Consider the following 17,520-nt stretch of genomic DNA (forward strand, 5'->3'; position numbering starts at 1 on the left):
AGCCGGCTGCTTAAACCATCGAAATGAGGGGTCCCTTTTAGACGCCGATCACCCCGCTAACGGGGTCCTTTTTGCACGCCGATCCACACTGTAAAGCTTGGCTGCTCACGATAATAGAGCGCATGCGTGCTCCGATAAGCCTTGGCGAAAAGCTCCCGGGTAGCAGCATCTTCAAGGAGAAATGCCGGGTTACGGCTCAGAATTTTCTCATCGGCGGCGGGGAAGCGGGCGTCCTTGTGCGCAAGATAAGGATCGCTACCGATAAAGGCCTGCACATCAGCATCGTCCAGCAGGCAATAGACATCATAATAATGGCGCAAAAAATTCTGCGGCATTGCCCCGATATCACGATATCTGCGGAATTTGGTTGAGATGGTCTGGAGCTTCTCGACCAGCGTGTAGCCCGGCTCATAGCAGGCCACATCGATCGCCCGGTTATCCCTAAGGTCAGGAAGATCACTGGCGACCGCGATATCATAAGCCCAGGAGGAAATCAGGCAGGGACGATTGGGCGCCACCTGGTCGAACATGACGTAATCGCGGGAGCGCCGGCCACGGGCCATGTGCACGAGATTAGTGGAAGGTTGGTTGCCCCCCGATAAGATGAAGAACGGGCTCACGATTTTGGACCGGGCCCAGCATCAAATGGAGGACAACCGTGGATCAGCATATAGGACTCGACGTCTCCTTAAAAGATACTTCGATATCGGTTCGTCAGGATGGCAAGCGCGTTTGGCGTGGCAAGTGTGCATCCGACCCAAAGTTGCTCGCAGAAATTATTCGCAAGCGCGCGCCGAATGCAAAGCGTGTGGTATTTGAGACCGGACCGTTGTCAGTCTGGTTCTACCATGCGCTCATAGCGGAAGGCTTGCCAGCGATCTGCATAGACGCGCGCCATGCCAAGGCTGCTCTGGATATGGCTGCCAACAAGACCGATGCGAACGACGCTGACGGTCTGGCGCACTTGGCTGAGGTCGGTTTTTATCGGGAGGTTCGCGTCAAAGGCTTCGACAGCATGTTGATGAGGACGCTGATTGCCGCCCGCCGCCAACTTATGAAGATGCGAGTGCAGATGTCGAACCAGATACGCGGGCTGATGAAGACGTTCGGGCTGGTCGTACCCAAAGGCGCCGGCAGCGTCTTTGAGCGCAACGTTCTGACGCTTCTGGAAGCCGAAGACGATTTGTCGCGCATCATTCTACCGCTCCTTAAAGCTTGGGGCGATATTCGGCTTCGCGTTGCGGAGTTGACCAAGCAGCTGGTCGCGATGGCGGGCACGGATCAACGCTGCCGCCTGCTCACTTCAGTGCCTGGTGTGGGAACGGTCACCGCCACGGCCTTTGCAGCAGCCGTAGAGGATCCGATCAACTTCAAGAACTCGCGCGCTGTAGGCGCCTGGGTCGGTCTAACCCCGAAGCGATATCAGTCGGGAGAGGTTGACTATGAAGGCCACATCTCGCGTCGCGGCGACGCAAAGTTACGCACCTTGTTGTACGAGGCGGCTTCGGTCATTTTGAACAGGTCGACGGAGACGAACACCTTGCGCACCTGGGCTCTGGCGCTGAAGGAACGGCTCGGTTTCAAACGAGCCGCCGTCGCCCTCGCGCGCAAACTGGCAGTCATCATGCATGCGATGTTGAAGTCGGGCGAGCTGTTTGATCCCAATGCTGGAGCCGCCGTGCCTACTTGATCTACATCGGCACACCTTCACCAGCACATCTAACGTTTCACTGATAGCGTCCTTTGAGGACGCGCCGAGCCGTCCCTGCCGGGACGCGGCTGAGATCATTCCGCGAAGCGGGAAGCAACTGCCCTCGTGAGCAGATTGCGTCACGAACATAGGAAGATCTTGCCTACGGAACACATCCTGCGGCGATCAACTTGCGTCGACCGCGTAGACGACCCTGTACCCGGCATACGCATGGCTTCAGTTATAAACGATTTGATTTGGCTGGCTTGACAAAGGGGCGATTAGACGACCCCGCTTCCAACAGAATGCCGGCCTTTACGCCATCCGGTAGCGGGTTGATCTCCCGGTAGAGCATCCGGATGCCAGCGCTCCGCATCCGTTCGTCATCGAAATTACGATCACGCTCAACGGCCTGAAAGCCACTTATGGCCAGACGCCCCGGCAAACCGTCATAGAACGCACGACGAGCATCGATATGCGCTGGCTTGTTCTGGTTCTTCCCGAACGGCAGGTCATGCTCCGGGTGAATGAGAATATCGATGTCCTCTGAAAAGCGGTGGATCAGCCGATATCCTTTGGAAAGCGATGTTCCGCCCTTGAGCTCGAACCGAAAGCCCAATTGTTGCAGGCCCCACAGGCCATGCATGATCCAATAGTCCTTTTCCACCAGTCCCGGATCAATCGCGTGGGCGCGAGCGGTCACGGCGACAAGATCCGCAAAGTCCGGCATTTCGTGGAGCAGTGCCATGCCTACCGCGTCGCATCCTGCAATAGCGGCCCCAACAACCGCTCGGCGCGCGCAGACCCAAAATCGCGCACAGCCCGTGCGAGCTTCTGCCGGTCCATCGCCCGTGCGCGCTCCAAGGCCCTGGGCAGAACCTCAGTGGCGTCTTCAGGCAGACGATCGAGATTGTGCAGCAGATCGACCAGCAGGATTTCCTGAGTCAGTTGCGACGGCACATGGGCACGCATGCGGAAATCATAGAGACGTCCGTCCAGCTTGAAGCGTCCATGGCGCTTATGATTGTAAACCACGGGTTCGTTATGGAGCTGAGTAGTTCCAACGCCCAGGCCGTTATAGGCGTTCGGGGACACCATCAAAAAGCGGTCATCGCCCAAAAAGCTTTCGACAAGCTTTTCAGGCTTGGCCGGCGCCGAGCCGAAACGCGTCCTGCGCGGTACCATGTACAAGCCGTTGGCTACCTTTTCGAGACGCCCTTCGTCCAGCAGTTGCCGCACATGCCGGTCGACAGCGTTCGACCAGCGCGCCAACTCCTTGCGCCGGTACACCTGACCGGGGCGCAATCGCCGCTTGAACTCTGCCAAAGCCGTCATGGCTACCTCCTGCCATCCCAGATAGAGGCAATGCCGCTGGAATACAATTTTCTTATTAAAAATTCATGCACATCGGAACATCCGCAATATGGTGCTCCCTGCTTCGATTGGAAATTGCGGGCGCTGGATCACCGGCACCGAACACAACTCAAATGCATCAAATTGGGCACAAAAGGACCGAATTCTGCACAATCGGCACTTCAGTGCCCTACCCCTTGCGCCGCGAATCGCGCTGCTGCATGACGGTGTTGGATCAGATGAAGAGACCGGATGTGCCACAGACCCCTCGGGGATTCTGAACTGCCGGTCCAGTCAGATGATCCAGGTTTCGAGCGCATCCGGGCTCGCAATCTGCTCTTTGAATATGTGAACGAGGTGAACGAGCGAGGCGTGCTGCCTGCGGTTCGGGAACGGATGTGTCACAAGCTCCACCAGGGGCCTGAACTGCCGCTTTTCCGCCAAGAGCTGGACATACCTCAGTAGAGCTTTACCGGATAGACCAAAGTGATACGCTCACTACCCGCGATAAATTTGAAACAGAAATCCAATTTTTAGGACGCTTCATTCATAAATGCGGCGCGATAGCGCGCGACCAATTGACGAGTTTCTACCGTTGGAAACCTGAAATAGTTCGAAATGCATAGCGCCAGGGGAGCCATTTTGCCAACATCTTCAGCATCTTGATGCCGGTTCGATCCGTGATCGATTCGCCGCTCAAGAAAAAGCGCGCGAAGCCGTTGGGCTTCGCGCGCTCAGGGTCACGCTTGGGGGAGGAAGGTTCAGCGCGATGCGTATTGGCGGCCCTTGGCGGCGACGGCCCAGCGCGGCGGCGTCGCGCCAGGCGCGCCTTCGCGCACGAAGCACTGGCCGCTCCGCGCGCGGATCATCCGGCACGCCGTCATCGCGTCCGCCCGGCTGCCAAAGCCGCTGATGGCGAGCCGGTGATAGGTTTTGCCCTTGACCGTCGCCTGGCTGGTGAGCACCGGGAAGGCCGCCAGCGCGCCGCTGCGCCCGGCCATGCTCATCCATTTTTCCTTGGCGATCGCGGCATTGTCATACGCGCCCAGTTGCACCACCCAATTGCTGGCGCCGTTGGCGACCGGCTTGATGAACGCGGCCTGCTGCATCCGCGCGACCGGCGCGGCGGCGACGGCCGGCTGCCCCTTGGCGACGCGGCTCTTGGACAGAACCGGCTTGGCGTTGCCATCCTCGATGATGAAGTCGCGGACGGCGACGCGCGCAGGCGCGCGTTCGGCCCGCATGACGGGCGCGGAGACGACCACCGGCTGCGGCGCCGACGCGGCTTCCGCCACCTGCACCGGCGCTTCGGGCGGGGATTCCGGCAAGGGCGCTATGTCCGGCGCAGTCTGCGCCATTTCGATTGGCGCGGCGGCGGCGGCAGGCGCAAGCGCCAGGGCGACGGGCTGACCGGCATCGCCCTGATCGATCGTCACGCCCATCAGCGCGGCGACGCGCATCGGCGCTAAAGACGGCTCGGCGATCTGCGCCCAGTCGGAAATGCGCTTGTTCGCAGCCAGCGGCTCCAGATCCATGCCGACGATCATGCGCGCATCCTTCCAGCGACCGGCCAGCGCATAGGCATAGGCCAGGTTCTGGCGCGTGCGCGCGGTGGCGGATGGGTCATGGATCGCTTCGGACAAGATACGGACGCCTTCGGCCGTATCGCCCGTCATCGCCATCGCCAGACCATAGTCGCCGGCCGGCACGGTGCCGGCATTGGCGACCAACAAACTGCGCGCGCTGTCGGCACGGCCCTGCGCCACCTGCACCAGCGCCAGGCTGACGATCGTGCTGGCGTCGCTATTGCCCAGCGTCATCGCATCGCTCAACGCCGTCTCGGCCGATGCGAAGCGTCCGGCCAGCACATAGGCGCGGCCCAAAATCTGGCGATAGGCGGCATTTTGCGGCTGCAGCTGAACCACCGCTTCAGCGGCTTCCACAGCCTTGACGGCGTTACGGTCGGCCAGCGCCTTTTCGGCGACGATGGCGAGCTTGCCCGGATTGCCCTTCTGCTGAACGGCTGAAGCCGACGGGCGGAAAGCCGCGCCGGTGCAACCCACCATGGTCGTGGCGACGAGTAAGGAAGACAGCGCCGCCTTTCCGAATGTCGTGCGTTTCATAAAATTACCCACCCTTCATTCACTGGCCGTCGCGCATGTGCGGCAGCTGCTGAGTCAGCCGGTCGATTTCCGGCAGGTTATTGAGAAGATCGTCCAGCGCCTGCGTCACGATTTGTTGGGCCGACCGGCCCGTGATCGCGCAGGCCAGCCGCAGTTTGAGATGCCGTTCGGCGTCGAGGCGCAGCGTAAAAGCGGCCTTGCGGTTGCGGGCGACGGCCTGAACCGGAGTCGCCTTCGCGGCCAGCCGCTTGGCCAAAACCTTGCGTTCCGTCACCACCGGCGGGACGGGAACGATCGGCGTCATCGGCGTCAGGCCGATCGGCGCGGCCGGCTCCTCGATCGGTGCGTGCACTGGCTCGACATCGAATCCCATGTCGTTCCAGCCCAGATCGTCCTGTTGCCCAAAGTCTTCTTGCTGCAACGCCGCGCTCGACGCACGGCCAAAGCCCAGCATCGGACGACGCATCGCAGGCTGGGCCGCGCCCTTGCGGGCCAGCAGGCCCGATGTCAGCGAAGCGAGCGGCTTGGGTTCGGCCATGGTCCTTGCTCCCTTACTGGCCGATCACGCGGCGGCCGAAGCCCCCGCTGGATGGACGGCTGGCGATCGTGCCGACGCTGCCCTGGGGCACGGAAAAGACCGTGCGGCGGAAATTCTTCTCCAGCCGGTCCGATACATAGGACCAGAGCGCCTCGACCTCGGCGGCGGAGCGACCCTTGGGATCGACCTCCATAACGGTGCGGCCATCGATCATCGATGCGGCGAAATCGGTGCGGTGATGCAGCGTCACCGGCGCGACCGTACCGTGCTGCGAAAGGGCGACGGCGGCTTCCGACGTGATGCGCGCCTTGGGCGTCGCGGCGTTGACGACGAAGATCAACGGCTTGCCGGCGCGTTCGCAAAGATCGACCGTGGCGCCCACGGCGCGCAGGTCATGCGGGCTGGGCCGGGTCGGCACGACGATCAGTTCCGCGACCGAAATGACGCTCTGGATCGCCATGGTGATAGCGGGCGGCGTATCGATGACGGCCAGCTTGAAGCCCTGCTGGCGCAATATCTCAAGGTCGGCGGCCAGGCGCGCGACGGTGGTCTGGGCGAAAGCGGGAAATTCCGCCTCGCGCTCGTTCCACCAATCGGCCAGCGACCCTTGCGGATCAATGTCGATCAGCACGACCGGGCCGGCGCCGGCACGTTGCGCCTGCACAGCCAGATGGCCCGACAAGGTGGTCTTGCCCGATCCGCCCTTTTGCGACGCCATTGCCAATATCCGCACGCACACCCCCCAGAAAATCCAGTTCCGGGTCGGATTGCCACGAGTGGCGCTAAAATTTGGTTAACTGCCCGCGAAACTTGATGACCCTGCGACGCCATGGTTAAGCTACTGTCCAGCATCTTGCCGTTGCGCTAACAAGACTTTAACCTTGTTTGGCCAATGCAGTTGCCCATGACGATTTTCGCACTGGAGCCTGCGCATATGAAGCATATCTGGGGAACGGCGGCGCTGGTCGCGATGCTGGGCGTCGCACTGCCTGCGCTGGCGGATGTAAAAACCGGCGTCGACGCCTGGCAGCAGGGCGATTACGCCAAGGCGATCGCCGAATGGCGGCCCCTGGCGCAATCGGGCGATCCCGATGCGCAATTCAATCTGGCCCAGGCCTATAAGCTGGGCCGCGGCGTGCAGCCCGACCTCAACAGCGCGATCGACTGGTATCGCAAGGCGGCGGCGCAGGGGCATTTGCGCGCCGAAGACAATCTGGGCCTGCTGATGTTCCAGCAGGGCGACCGCAGCGGCGCCATGCCCTATCTGCAACGCGCATCCATGCGCGGCGAACCGCGCGCGCAATATATCGTGGGCACCGCCCTGTTCAACGGCGACACGCTGGCCAAGGATTGGGTGCGGGCCTATGCGTTGATGACCCGCGCCTCCGCGTCGGGCCTGCCGCAGGCATCGACCAGCCTGGAGCAGATGGACAAATATATCCCCGAAGACCAGCGCAAGCAGGGCCTGGCCCTCGCCGCCAGCCTGGAAAAGGGCGACAAGAGCGTGACGCTGGCGCAAGCGGCTCCGCCACCGCCGCGCAGCAGCCAATCGGCTGTTCGCACGACGCAATTGCCGCGCTCTACGCCCAGCCAACCGACACCGGCGCTCGCTCCGCCCAGGCCCACTAGCCAGCAGGTCGCCGTCGCCAAGCCGAAGCCCGCGCCTGCGACCACGCGGCCTGCCGCGACGGCCCCAGCTCCCGCCGCTTCGGGCGGCTGGCGCGTCCAACTCGGCGCGTTCAGCGAGGAAGGCCGCGCTCGCACATTGTGGAGCCAACTCAGCGGCAAGGTGAAAGGCCTGTCCGCCTATCAGCCCTATTTGGTGAAGGCCGGCGCGGTGACCCGGCTCCAGGCCGGACCGCTCGCCAGCAGCAACGACGCCGCGCGCCTGTGCGGGGCGATCAAGGCCGCCGGCGGAGACTGTATGCCAAAGAAGATGTAAGGGTTCAGGCTCCCCGCGCCTGCTCCATCATCCAGTCCCGGAACTGGCCCAGCGCGCCCGTTCCCAACGCCCCGGTCGGATAGACCAGATAATAGGCCTGCTCGCTCGACAGCGGCCGGGCGAAGGGGATCACCAGCGTGCCTGCCTCCAGTTCCGGCTGGATCAGGAAACTGGGGATCAGCGCCACACCGCCGCCAGCCGCGCAGGCCTGCGCCAGCATCAGGAAATGCTCATAGGCTGGTCCCGGCGCCAACGCCGACGCATCCACCCCGGCGGCCGTCAGCCAGCGCCTCCAGGCATCGCGCCGCGAGATCTGGCTGAGTAGCGGCGCGTGTAACAGGTCCGCCGGTTCGCATAAGGGGTGCGCGGCGAGCCAGGCCGGCGCGCAGACCGGCACCGCCTCCTCCCGGAACAGAAAGTCCATGGCGACGCCGGGCCAGTCCGCTGCGACACCGAAATGGACAGCTGCATCGAACTCCTCATGCCCGAAGTCGAAAGGTTGCGAGCGGGCGGCGAAGTCGATCACCAGATCCGGGTGGCGCGCCGTCAGTTGCGGCAGGCGCGGCGCGAGCCAGCGCATTCCGAAGCTGGGCAGCGTTGCGACCCGCAGCGCGGTCTGCGACGGCCGCGCCGAGGCCCGCGCCGTCGCGCGGCGGATGGCGTCGAGCGCAGGCAGCACGTCGTCGGCATAGGCCCGCCCCCCTTCGTTCAGCCGCACCCGCCGCCCGATCCGGTCGAACAGGGGTGTCTGAAGCCAGTCCTCCAACTGCGCAATCTGGCGGCTGACCGCGCTCTGGGTCAGCCCGATTTCCTCGCCCGCCCGCGAAAAGCCCCCATGGCGCACCGCCGCCTCGAAAGCGGTCAGGGCCTGCATCGGCGGCAGATGTTTGCGCGATCCATTCATTCCAAATTCGCATCAACAGATGACAGGTCGCCATTTTGAAAATCCTGCCTATCTTGGCATAAGGGCGTTGTCATCCCGGAGCAATTCATGTCGATTGAGAATATGGGCAGCATAGAAGCATTGGTCGTTGCGAGCCTGGGCGCAGACGCGGGCCGCCAGACGCTGGACAGGCTGGCGATCGAACCTGCGCTGCTGGCGCAGCACGGCGACACCGTCTCGCGCGCCGCCTTCGCCATGGCGTTGAACGTCGCCCTGTTCGCCGACCTGTTGCGCCGGGTGCCGAGCGGCGACGCCTATGTCACCGACACAGTGGCGCGCGGCGGCAAGGTCATATTCGACCACGGCGCGCTCCGCTCGATCCGCTTCCCCAATGGCCCGACCGGCGCCCTGCCCGGCGGCGAGGATGCCTTCACCCGCATCTTCCTTCCCTTAGGCTATACAATGGCGGCCATCTATCCGCTCGACCGGCTGAAGATGACGGGCCGCGCCTACCGCCATAGCGACTTCCCCGAAGCGATCCCGCAATTCTTCCTGTCCGAACTGCATGTCGATCGGTTCGACGCGGAATTTGCCGAGGCCGCCGGCCGCGTCTTCGGCACATCGCGCGATCCGCTGGACGATCAGGCGAAGGACGTGCTTGCGCGCTATGAAGGCGATTCACCTGTCCAACTCGTTGACGCAATCGCCGCGCTGCCGGTGATCCTCTCCGCCTTCGACCGTCAGCATGAAGCGCCCGTTTTCGCCGATTATCAGCTATTGCTGTCCCGCTCCAACGAGGGTGCCTGGATCGCGACAGAGGGCAATGGATTCAACCATGCGACCGACCGGGTGGCCGATGTCGCCGCCCTCGCCGAACGGCTCAAGGGGGAGGATCGGCCGATGAAGGCGAAGCTGGAAGTCTCCGCAACCGGCCGTGTGCGCCAGACCGCCTTCCGCGCCGACAGCGTGGAACGGCTCTTTGCCGACGGAGAATTGCGGCAGGTGCCCGGCTCCTTCTACGAATTCATCAGCCGCGATATCGATCCCGCGACGGGCAGGCTCGACCTCGCCTTCGACACCGGCAATGCGACCGGTATCTTCGCCATGACGAGCGCGCAAGAAAGCGCAGTACGGTGAGCCTGATGCTCCAGTCCTTCGATCCGGCGTCACGCGAACTGGTCTGGGAAGGCCCGGCCGCAAACGCCGACGATTGCCACCGCGCCATCGCCACCGCCCATGCCGCCCTGCCCGGCTGGCGCGCCCTGCCAGTGGACGATCGCATCGCCATCGCCCGCCGCTATGCGCAGATATTGGCGGAACGGCGCGCGACGCTGGCCGAACTCATCGCCCGCGAAACGGGCAAATTGCTCTGGGAAAGCGACGCCGAAATCGGGTCGATGATCGCCAAGGTCGATGTGTCGATCAAGGCCCATGCCGAGCGCACCGGCGAGCGCGCCGCCGACATGCCCTTCGGCCGCGCCGTGCTGCGCCATCGCGGTCATGGCGTGATGGCGGTGCTTGGCCCCTATAATTTCCCCGGCCACCTGCCCAATGGCCATATCGTCCCCGCCCTGATCGCGGGCAATGCGGTGGTTTTCAAGCCTTCGGAGATCACCCCGGCCACCGGCGCCGCCATGGCCGATGCCTGGGCGGCGGCGGGACTGCCCGATGGGCTGTTGACCGTGGTCCAGGGCGGCCGCGCCACCGGCGAGGCGCTGGTCGCGGGCGACATCGACGGGCTGCTGTTCACCGGATCGGCGGGCGCAGGCGCGGCGCTGCGCCGCGCGCTGGTCGATCGCCCCCATGTCGTCATGGCGCTGGAATTGGGGGGCAATAATCCGCTGATCGCCTGGGACAGCCCGGAAGCGGCCGCTTCGATCATCATCAATTCCGCCTTCATCACCACCGGCCAGCGCTGTTCCTGCGCCCGTCGGCTGATCCTGCCGGAAGGCGCGACCGGCGACGCGATCGTGGAGGCTACCGCCGCGCTCGCCGCACAACTCCCGATCGCCGCGTGGAATGAGCCGGGCGACGCTTTCATGGGGCCATTGGTGTCGGACCAGGCCGCCGCCGCATCGCACCGCGCCGTCAGCGACCTGATCGCGCGCGGCGCGCGGGTGATCCGCCCCTTTGGCGGGGTGCAAGGCCGCAGCGCCGCCTTCGTCACGCCCGCCCTGCTCGACCTCACTGGCGTCGATGCGCCCGATGCGGAGATTTTCGCGCCCGTCCTCACGGTTATTCGCGTGCCCGATTTCAACGCCGCGATCGCCGCCGCCAACGCGACCAGCTTCGGCCTGTCCGCTGGCCTCATCTCGCAGGACGAGGCGCTATGGCAGCGCGTGGTCGAGGAAAGCCGCGCCGGCGTGGTGAACCGCAACCGGCCGACCACGGGCGCGGCAGGCAACATGCCGTTTGGCGGCCTGGGCGCATCGGGCAATCACCGCCCCAGTGCCTATTATGCCGCGGACTATTGCGCCTATCCCATCGCCAGTTTCGAAGCCGACGGCGTGATGGCGGTGCCGGTCAACGGCTTGAGCGGCTGAGACGGTCGCCCGCACCGTCGGTCAAACGGCGCGGGCGGCTGAGTGGATAGAGTTTCCCGAACGGACCTGGATTCAAAGCCCTAGTCGCGCCCAGAAATCATCGGGGGCGATCGCTCCACCCGCAGACTTGCGCTCGACGCGGGTCCAGGACGAATGGGGCAGATAGACATGGCTGTCCGTCTGGGCGCGATGGGGTTGGCGGGAGCGTATTGTTTTGCGAGTCATCGTCTTCTCCTCCAAGCAAGGGAACACGAAACCTGGCGTCGTCGCTTCGGCACCGTGCGCTTTAGCCGTTGGTGACGCGGAGCAAGCTGACATCCTTCAAAAGCCGCGGAGCATGATGCCCGCCACTCTATCTATCGATCTGATTGAGAAAGTCGATATAGCTTTGCTTGGGGGGCGGCCAGTCTTGTTTGGCCATCCAATCGCAAACCAATCGAAGCGGCGGATCAGCCTATGCGATGCAACCCGCACAATTTGTTGCCCGCCGGATCGCGCAGATAGGCGAGATACAGCTTGCCGAAGCCGCCTTCGCGCACGCCGGGCGGATCTTCACAGGTCGCGCCGCCCGCTGCCACACCTGCTGCGTGCCAAGCGTCCGCCTGTTCGGGCGAGGCCATGGTGAAACCGATCGTCCCGCCATTTGCATGACAGGCCGACGCACCGTCGATCGGCTTGGTCACCAGAAACAAGGCATTGTCATGCATGTAGATGGCCCGGCCCATGTCGTCGAAAAACCCAGGCTTCGCACCGATCGCACCGAATATGGCGTCATAGAAGGCCTTGGACGCCTCCATATCGTTGGCACCCACCATGATGTGGCTGAACATCATCATCTCCAATTATGCAGAACTACAGGATGCATGGACGCAACATGGCAGCACCCATAGACGTGGCACGGGGCGCTCAATCCAGACAATGACCCCGACGAAAGCGCGGTCAGGCGGGAGATCCCGCCGCAGGAATCAGAAGATCGTGCTGTAGAGGAACCAGCCCACGATCAGCAGGCTCGACACGATGCAAATACGATCACCAAAGACGTCGATACGAGACATCAGAAAAACATCCTTCCACATGTAGCGCTCTACGTCGCCTCTGAGAAAAGATTACATCAGTTTTCACCGTATCGGAATAGCAAAGTTGCGACCAATCACCTTATTGAGACGCTGAACCGATGTTCAGCACCTCTTGAAAGCGATTTAGGCCAGCCCACCCCGTCTGGCGGACAGGTTGGCGTCGCTTTAACGGCCGTTATTTATCGGAAATCCGGCCCGCGATGCAGCAGGAAGGACCGAGTCGCTTCCTCCGGCCCACGATAGGCTTCCTGAAACTCGGCGCTCCAATATTTCAGGTCTTCCAGATCGATTCGCGCGCCGGATACGGCGCACAGCACGAACTGCCCCGGTTGCACGATATCGAAATGCGGCGTGTCATAGCGCAGCACCGCCAGACCCTGAATATCCCCGATCATCGCCGACGCCGTCAATCGCCGGTCAGGATACGGTCGACCAGTTGCTTTACGGTCGGCACGAACCCGTTGGAGTAGAAAGGATCCTGCTTGAACTTATAGGCGCCATGGCCCGCAAAGATCAGATTCTGATCGAGGTCGCCGCCATGCACCGCTTCCTGCAACGCCTTCTGGATGCAGAAGCTGCGCGGGTCGGCCAAGCGTCCGGTGGAGTTGGTTTCGCTGTCCATCCAGGACGAGAAGGAACATTGGCTGAGGCAGCCCATGCAGTCCGTCTGGTCCTTGCGGATGACGCCCTTTTCCTCTTCGCCCACGAACACCAGCGTATTGTCGGGCGTCTTGAGCGCGGCGGTGAAGCCCTGCCCCACCCATTCGCGCGCGCGGGTCAGATCACCCAGCGTGACCCAGAAATTCTTGCCTTTCACGCCCACGTCGAGCTGGTGGGTATGGTCGCCCGCCTGTTCGGTGCTGAACGGTATCTGCCGTTCCGAGCGCGCCTCAAGCTGGCGCAGGAACGGATTGCGCACCGCCGAGCTGTAGAAGCCGGTCGGCGAGAATTTATGGAGCAGGACATCGCCGGGATTGAGCTGGGTCAACCGATCCTTCCACTCCTGCGGGATCGGGCTTTCCTGCGTCAGCAGCGGCCGGGTGCCGAACTGGAAGGCGATCGCGCCTAGTTCGGGATTGTCGATCCAGTCGTTCCAGTCCTTGAGCGCCCACACGCCGCCCGCCATCACGATCGGCACATCGTCCGAAATGCCGCCTTCGCGCATCGTATCGCGCAGCGCCTTGACGCGGGGATAGGGGTCCTGGGGCACCTTGGGGTCTTCGGCATTGGACAGGCCATTATGGCCGCCCGCCAGCCAGGGGTCTTCATAGACCACCGCCGCCAACCATTCCGACGCCTTCGAATAGGCCCGCTTCCACAGCGCGCGAAAGGCGCGGCCGGAGGATACGATGGGCAGATAGCTGACATTGTAGGAGGCCGCGATCTCCGACAGCTTATAGGGCATACCCGCGCCGCAGGTGACGCCCGCCACCATGCCCTTGGTCTTTTCCAGCACGCCGTGCAGGATGCGCTGAGCGCCGCCCATTTCCCACAGCACGTTGATGTTGATCGCGCCCTTGCCGCCCGCAATCTCATAGGCGCGCTTCACCTGTTCGACTGCGCCGTCGATGGCGTAGGCGACCAGTTCCTCATGGCGATCGCGGCGGGTACGGCCGTGGTAGATTTGGGGGATGACGTTGCCGAAACTGTCATAGCTGTCGGCATTGACCGCCGACACCGTGCCGATGCCGCCTGCGGCCGCCCAGGCGCCCGAACTGGCATGGTTGGACACGGCAACGCCCTTGCCGCCTTCGACCAGCGGCCAGACTTCACGGCCACCATAGACGATGGGCTTCAACCCCTTGAACAACGACATCTCCCGCAAAAACGGCCCGGCCCCCTCGACCGGGTAAAAGCGACCCTATAGCAGCTTTGGCTGTCTATGACGAATTTGGCGCGCCCTAGCGCAAAATCATGGGGCTGGCCAGTGCCTCGCCATAAAGGCGTGCATAAGCGTTTACCATGTCGCCTTCGGCATAATCGCGCGTCGCGCGGGCGCGGTTGGCAGCGCCCAGCCGGGCGCGCAGATCAGCGTCGCCAGCCAGCGTCGCCAGCGCGTCCGACAACCCTTGCTCATCCGCCACCACGAAAGCCCGATTTTCCGGCGCGACCATGTTGGCGACGTCGCCGACATCCATGGACGCCGCGGGCACGCCGGCCGCCATCGCCTCCACCAGCGATATCGGGAATTGCTCGCTGTCGGAGGATAAAGCGAAGATATCGAACAGGCCGACGAAGCGCCAGGGGCGGTCCATGAAGCCAGCCATATGGATATCGTCCAGACCGAGCGCAGCCGCCTGCGCCAGGATCGCGTCGCGCTCCGGCCCCTCGCCCACCACAACCAGTTGCAGCCGATCCCTGTGCGCCGCGACGGCGCGGACCAGGCGCGGGATGTTCTTGACCGGCCGCAACCCCGCCAGCGTGCCGACCAGCAGTTTGCCCGGCGTGCGGACGAGGCCGGGAATGGCGTCCGCCGCGGGCGGCGCGGCATAGCGGGCGACATCGATGCCGTTGCGGATCAGATGCACTTTGCCTGCCGGTTGCTTCCATACCGACCGCGCAATGGTTTCCAGCCGTACCGACGGCACCACCATCGCATGTGCGCGTTGCAGTCCGAGCCGACGGAAGAGGTTGCGTTTGACTTTCAACCCATCGGTTTCGTCGGCGTTGAAGCCGTCCTCATGATGGATGAGCGGCGGCAGGCCGGCCGAAGCCCCGGCCAGCCGATGCGCCATGACCGCGTCCATCGATCCCCAATTATAGGTCAGGACCAGGTCGAACCGCTTGAGGAAGGCGGTGATAACCTTGTACCGGGCAAGCCCCGGCTTGCCCGCGAAAGACGGCCCGTCGGGAAAATCGACGTCGAGCCCCGAATCGATCGCGTCGCGCGCGCCCATGGCGGCGGGGTCGGCGCTGACGATGCTATGGCGCGCCTTGTCGCCCCAGATGTTCATCAGCCGCACCGCGCGCGCTTCTTTGCCGCCCAAGGTGAAGCTGCCATGGACGTGGAGAATATGCGGCCGCTCAATCATGGAGGACGCGGTCCAGCAACCGGTCGATCGCGGCGACGCTTTCCGGCTCGTCCAGCGCAGGGGCATGGCCGACGCCAGGCACCGTCGCCAGTTCGACGCTGTCGCCGATCCCGTCCGCCATGCGCTGCGCCGTGGCGGCGGACAGCAGGTCGGATCGCTCGCCGCGCAGCAACAGGGTCGGGACGCCCTGGAACGCCTGCATCACCGGCCACATGTCGACGCCCGCCTCACTGCCCATGGCGCGGATCGGTTCGGCGATCTTCATATCATAGTCCAGCACGACGCGCCCGCCGCTGTTCAGGCGATAGAGGCGCTTAGCCATGGCAAGCCATTGTTCCAGGTCATAGCCGGGATAAACGTCGCCATTGGCCTCGGCTAGGGCGCGGGCGGCATGGACCCAGGTCGGGTGCGATTGGCCCACCCCGACATAGGATCGGATGCGCGCCAGCCCGCCTTCGTCCAGCACTGGTCCCACATCATTGAGCAGCGCGCCCGCCAGCCATTCCTTGTGCGTGGCGGCTATCAACATGGTGATGACGCCGCCCAGCGATGTGCCGACCGCCACGAAACGGGTGATGGCCAAGTCGGCCAGCAAGCGACTGATATCCTGCAAATAGGTCAGCGGGACATAGGTCATCGCATCCTTGGCATAGGCGCTTTCGGCGCGGCCGCGCATGTCGGGGCAGATCAGCCGCCATTCGCCCGCCAGGCGCCCGGCCAGCGGTTCGAAATCACGGGCGTTGCGGGTCAGCCCCGGCAGGCAAAGCAAGGGCGGGCGGCCGTCATCGCCGCCGTGATAATCCCGATAATGGAGTCGCAGCCCGTCGGGCGACCACCAATATCCATCGTTATAGCCGCTCAAGCTTGATCCTTCTGGTGACCTTCCCCCATATCGCCTTATGAACCAGACGCTGCAAGCCGCCATTTATCGCCCCGCCACCGAAATCGACGCGCTGATGCCCGACATCGCCGATCCGGTCGCGGCGGCGGACTTTCCACAGACGATCCTGCGCTACCGCAACGACAGGGCCGCCGCCTTCGTGGGGCTGGACGGGTTGAGCGACGCGGAATGGGTTGCGCATTTCGGCCGTTTTGAGCCGCTGGAAGGCGGCCTGCCGCGCCCGCTGGCGCTGCGCTACCATGGCCATCAGTTCCGCCATTATAATCCCGATATCGGCGACGGCCGCGGTTTCCTGTTCGCCCAGTTGCGCGACGATGCCGGCCGTTTGTTGGACCTGGGCACCAAGGGAACGGGCCAGACACCTTATAGCCGCTTTGGCGACGGCCGCCTGACCCTGAAGGGCGGCGTGCGCGAGATATTGGCGACCGAGATGCTGGAGGCGCTGGGCGTCACCACGTCCAAGACTTTTTCCATCATCGAGACGGGCGAGGCGCTGGAGCGCAACGACGAACCCTCCCCCACCCGCGGCGCGGCGATGGTGCGCCTGAGCCATTCGCATATCCGCATCGGATCGTTTCAGCGCGCCGCATTTCACGACGACAAGGCGCTGCTGGCGAAGCTGACCGACTATGCCCTCACTCGCCTCTATGGCGAGGAACCGGGCGACAATCCGCCGGCGCAATTGCTGGGTCTGGTGGTCGAACGCGCCGCCGACCTCGCCGCCAGCTACATGGTCGCAGGCTTCGTCCATGGCGTGCTCAACAGCGACAATATCAACATCACCGGCGAGAGTTTCGATTATGGACCGTGGCGCTTCACCCCGTTGTGGGACGCCAATTTCACCGCCGCCTATTTCGACCATCAGGGGCTTTACGCCTTCGGGCGGCAGGCCGAAGCGATCCATTGGGACGTCGCGCAACTGGCGGTGTCGCTTCGACCGCTGGTGGAGGCGCCGGCGCTGATCGCGCAACTGGAGCGGTTCCCGGCACTTTATGGCGACGCGATGCAACGGCGTTTTTGCTGGCGGCTGGGCGTTGAGGGAGCAGAGCCGGGCGCGATGATCGAGGCGGCCGTGCGCGGCATGGTGACGACCGGTATGCCGATCGACCGCTTCTTTCACGACTGCCGCGGCGGCATGGCGCGCGACGCCGCATCCTATGGCGATGCCGCCTGGGCGCCGTTTCGCGAGGCGATTACGGGCTTGGCCGCCATCCCCGGCGCGAAGGCGCATCCCTATTGGTCGGACGAGGTGCCCTGCTCCATGCATATCGAGGAGGTTGAGGCCATCTGGAGCGCCATCGACAAGGATGACGACTGGACGCCGCTCCACGCCAAAGTCGCGGCGATCCGGCGGATGGGTGAGGCGCTTGGGAAGCCGCCCGGCCCCACGGCCTAAGTACGACGAGTCGAGAGTGCATCCCTCTTCTTTCCTTAACCAA

The 17,520-nt window shown here is 63.7% G+C and carries 18 protein-coding genes; 5 read left to right on the forward strand and 13 right to left on the reverse strand.

Annotated features, from left to right (window positions below):
• Positions 1-56 precede the first annotated feature (56 nt).
• Positions 57-530 carry a nucleotidyl transferase AbiEii/AbiGii toxin family protein gene (locus tag sphantq_RS03755; RefSeq protein WP_272799642.1) on the reverse strand — a complete coding sequence of 158 codons (474 nt, stop codon included), beginning with the start codon at positions 528-530 and terminating at the stop codon, positions 57-59.
• Positions 531-658: 128 nt separating this feature from the next.
• On the opposite strand from sphantq_RS03755, the gene sphantq_RS03760 reads away from it, so the two are divergent.
• Entirely contained in the window at positions 659-1,690 is a 1,032-nt protein-coding gene (locus sphantq_RS03760; RefSeq protein ID WP_272798661.1) for an IS110 family transposase, read from the forward strand.
• Between the two features lie 241 nt (positions 1,691-1,931).
• Here the strand turns inward: sphantq_RS03760 and sphantq_RS03765 are convergent, their stop codons facing one another.
• The 5 genes from sphantq_RS03765 to sphantq_RS03785 all read right to left on the reverse strand — a co-directional run bounded on the left by sphantq_RS03765 (position 1,932) and on the right by sphantq_RS03785 (position 6,437).
• Positions 1,932-2,438 carry a nucleotidyl transferase AbiEii/AbiGii toxin family protein gene (locus sphantq_RS03765; protein ID WP_272799643.1) on the reverse strand — a complete coding sequence of 169 codons (507 nt, stop codon included), beginning with the start codon at positions 2,436-2,438 and terminating at the stop codon, positions 1,932-1,934.
• A 2-nt stretch (positions 2,439-2,440) separates the two neighbouring features.
• The gene (locus sphantq_RS03770) at positions 2,441-3,025 is read right to left on the reverse strand and encodes a hypothetical protein (RefSeq protein WP_272799644.1); all 585 of its coding nucleotides are present in this window, start codon (positions 3,023-3,025) and stop codon (positions 2,441-2,443) included.
• Between the two features lie 779 nt (positions 3,026-3,804).
• Positions 3,805-5,166: an SPOR domain-containing protein gene (locus tag sphantq_RS03775; protein WP_272799645.1), complete on the reverse strand. Its 1,362-nt coding sequence runs from the start codon at positions 5,164-5,166 to the stop codon at positions 3,805-3,807.
• A gap of 19 nt (positions 5,167-5,185) precedes the next feature.
• On the reverse strand, positions 5,186-5,704 hold the full coding sequence (locus sphantq_RS03780; RefSeq protein ID WP_066603289.1) for a hypothetical protein: 519 nt from the start codon (positions 5,702-5,704) through the stop codon (positions 5,186-5,188).
• 13 nt (positions 5,705-5,717) lie between these two features.
• Positions 5,718-6,437, reverse strand: coding sequence for a ParA family protein (locus sphantq_RS03785; protein WP_129927476.1), 720 nt, complete (start codon positions 6,435-6,437; stop codon positions 5,718-5,720).
• A gap of 201 nt (positions 6,438-6,638) precedes the next feature.
• Here sphantq_RS03785 and sphantq_RS03790 point away from each other — a divergent pair, with 201 nt between their 5' ends.
• A complete protein-coding gene (locus sphantq_RS03790) occupies positions 6,639-7,646 on the forward strand; it encodes an SPOR domain-containing protein (protein WP_272800177.1) in 1,008 nt (335 codons plus the stop codon).
• 4 nt (positions 7,647-7,650) lie between these two features.
• On the opposite strand, the gene gcvA is transcribed toward sphantq_RS03790, so the two are convergent.
• A complete protein-coding gene (gcvA, locus tag sphantq_RS03795) occupies positions 7,651-8,550 on the reverse strand; it encodes a transcriptional regulator GcvA (RefSeq protein ID WP_066603293.1) in 900 nt (299 codons plus the stop codon).
• Positions 8,551-8,637: 87 nt separating this feature from the next.
• Here gcvA and sphantq_RS03800 point away from each other — a divergent pair, with 87 nt between their 5' ends.
• Both sphantq_RS03800 and astD read left to right on the forward strand, forming a co-directional pair.
• Positions 8,638-9,666 carry a DUF1338 domain-containing protein gene (locus sphantq_RS03800; RefSeq protein ID WP_272799646.1) on the forward strand — a complete coding sequence of 343 codons (1,029 nt, stop codon included), beginning with the start codon at positions 8,638-8,640 and terminating at the stop codon, positions 9,664-9,666.
• Between the two features lie 2 nt (positions 9,667-9,668).
• Positions 9,669-11,072, forward strand: coding sequence for a succinylglutamate-semialdehyde dehydrogenase (astD, locus tag sphantq_RS03805; protein ID WP_129927479.1), 1,404 nt, complete (start codon positions 9,669-9,671; stop codon positions 11,070-11,072).
• 72 nt (positions 11,073-11,144) lie between these two features.
• Here the strand turns inward: astD and sphantq_RS03810 are convergent, their stop codons facing one another.
• From sphantq_RS03810 to sphantq_RS03835, 6 genes are all read right to left on the reverse strand, one after another.
• Positions 11,145-11,297, reverse strand: coding sequence for a hypothetical protein (locus sphantq_RS03810; RefSeq protein ID WP_169793934.1), 153 nt, complete (start codon positions 11,295-11,297; stop codon positions 11,145-11,147).
• 224 nt (positions 11,298-11,521) lie between these two features.
• Entirely contained in the window at positions 11,522-11,902 is a 381-nt protein-coding gene (locus sphantq_RS03815) for a VOC family protein (protein WP_066605457.1), read from the reverse strand.
• 425 nt (positions 11,903-12,327) lie between these two features.
• Positions 12,328-12,543, reverse strand: coding sequence for a DUF2093 domain-containing protein (locus sphantq_RS03820; protein ID WP_066603296.1), 216 nt, complete (start codon positions 12,541-12,543; stop codon positions 12,328-12,330).
• A gap of 11 nt (positions 12,544-12,554) precedes the next feature.
• Complete coding sequence (locus sphantq_RS03825; RefSeq protein WP_066605459.1) at positions 12,555-13,958, reverse strand: NAD(P)H-dependent flavin oxidoreductase; 1,404 nt, start codon at positions 13,956-13,958, stop codon at positions 12,555-12,557.
• Between the two features lie 91 nt (positions 13,959-14,049).
• Positions 14,050-15,180, reverse strand: coding sequence for a glycosyltransferase (locus sphantq_RS03830; protein WP_066603298.1), 1,131 nt, complete (start codon positions 15,178-15,180; stop codon positions 14,050-14,052).
• Positions 15,173-16,042, reverse strand: coding sequence for an alpha/beta fold hydrolase (locus tag sphantq_RS03835; protein WP_066603301.1), 870 nt, complete (start codon positions 16,040-16,042; stop codon positions 15,173-15,175). The genes sphantq_RS03830 and sphantq_RS03835 overlap by 8 nt, the downstream gene beginning before the upstream one ends.
• A 37-nt stretch (positions 16,043-16,079) precedes the next feature.
• Here sphantq_RS03835 and sphantq_RS03840 point away from each other — a divergent pair, with 37 nt between their 5' ends.
• Complete coding sequence (locus tag sphantq_RS03840) at positions 16,080-17,477, forward strand: protein adenylyltransferase SelO family protein (protein WP_272799647.1); 1,398 nt, start codon at positions 16,080-16,082, stop codon at positions 17,475-17,477.
• Positions 17,478-17,520: the final 43 nt, after the last annotated feature.

It is taken from the genome of Sphingobium sp. AntQ-1 (assembly GCF_028538045.1).
Lineage (GTDB): Bacteria > Pseudomonadota > Alphaproteobacteria > Sphingomonadales > Sphingomonadaceae > Sphingobium > Sphingobium cupriresistens.